Genomic DNA, 1,312 nt, shown 5'->3' on the forward strand with positions numbered 1-1,312 from the left:
CCTCGCCGCAGCCGTCGGCTCGGCCGGCGCCTCCATCACCGCGCTGGACGTCACCGAGTCCCACCACGGCCATATCGTGGTGGACGTCACGTGCAACACGACCGATGCCGCGCATGGTGAGCAGGTTCGGGAGGCGCTCGACACGCTCGACGGCGTCCGCGTCCACCATCTCAGCGACCGCACCTTCCTGATGCACCTCGGCGGCAAGCTCGAGGTCGTTCCGAAGGTGGCGCTGCGAAACCGCGACGATCTCTCCCGGGCCTACACGCCCGGCGTCGCCCGGGTCTGTCTCGCCATCGCGGAAAATCCCGAAGAGGCACGGAACCTGACCATCAAGCGCAACACCATCGCCGTCGTCTCGGACGGCTCCGCAGTGCTTGGCCTCGGCAACATCGGGCCCGCTGCGGCGTTGCCCGTCATGGAGGGCAAAGCGGCCCTGTTCAAGCAGTTCGCGAACGTCGATGCCTGGCCCGTGTGCCTCGACACCCAGGACACGGAAGAGATCATTCGCATCGTCAAGGCACTCGCCCCGGTGTACGGCGGGGTCAACCTCGAGGACATCGCGGCTCCACGCTGCTTCGAGATCGAGAAGCGGCTCCGCGCCGAACTGGACATCCCGGTGTTCCATGACGACCAGCACGGAACGGCGATCGTCACTCTCGCCGCCCTGACCAACGCGCTGCGGGTGGTGGAGAAGAACCTCGGCGAGGTGCGGATCGTGGTTTCCGGTGTGGGTGCTGCAGGCTCCGCGATCATCCAGCTGCTGCTGGCCGAGGGCGCCGGTTCCATCGTCGCGTGTGACCGGAAGGGGGCCATCAGCAGCGCCCGGGAACATGCGGACCCCCACCGCCAGTGGATCGCCGGCAACACGAACCAGGAGGTGTTCGAGGGAACACTTCATGAGGCGCTCGTCGGCGCCGATGTGTTCATCGGCGTCAGTGCTCCGAACGTTATTGCCGAAGAGCATGTCGCCGCGATGGCTGATAAGGCTATCGTCTTCGCTATGGCCAACCCCGATCCTGAGATCGATCCGATCCTTGCCGCACGGCATGCCGCCGTCGTCGCCACCGGACGAAGTGACTTCCCGAACCAGATCAACAACGTGCTGGCCTTCCCAGGATTCTTCCGCGGACTCCTCAATGCGGGAGTCTCCGACATCACGCCCCAGATGCTCGTAGCGGCGGCCCAGGCGATCGCCGCGCGGGTAGGCGATGATGAGCTGAACCCCAGCTTCATCGTTCCCAGCGTGTTCGACCCCCACGTTGCCGGCGACGTCGCTGCTGCGGTGAGCGCGGCTGCCGTTTCCCCGGAA

1 protein-coding gene is annotated in these 1,312 nt (G+C 66.1%); it reads left to right on the plus strand.

The window, feature by feature from the left end; genetic code table 11:
- A partial coding sequence (locus tag Y705_RS18045) for an NAD-dependent malic enzyme (RefSeq protein WP_081737862.1) occupies nucleotides 1-1,312 on the plus strand: 1,312 nt, incomplete at both ends.

This window comes from Arthrobacter sp. H41 (assembly GCF_000520535.1).
GTDB lineage: Bacteria > Actinomycetota > Actinomycetes > Actinomycetales > Micrococcaceae > Arthrobacter_D.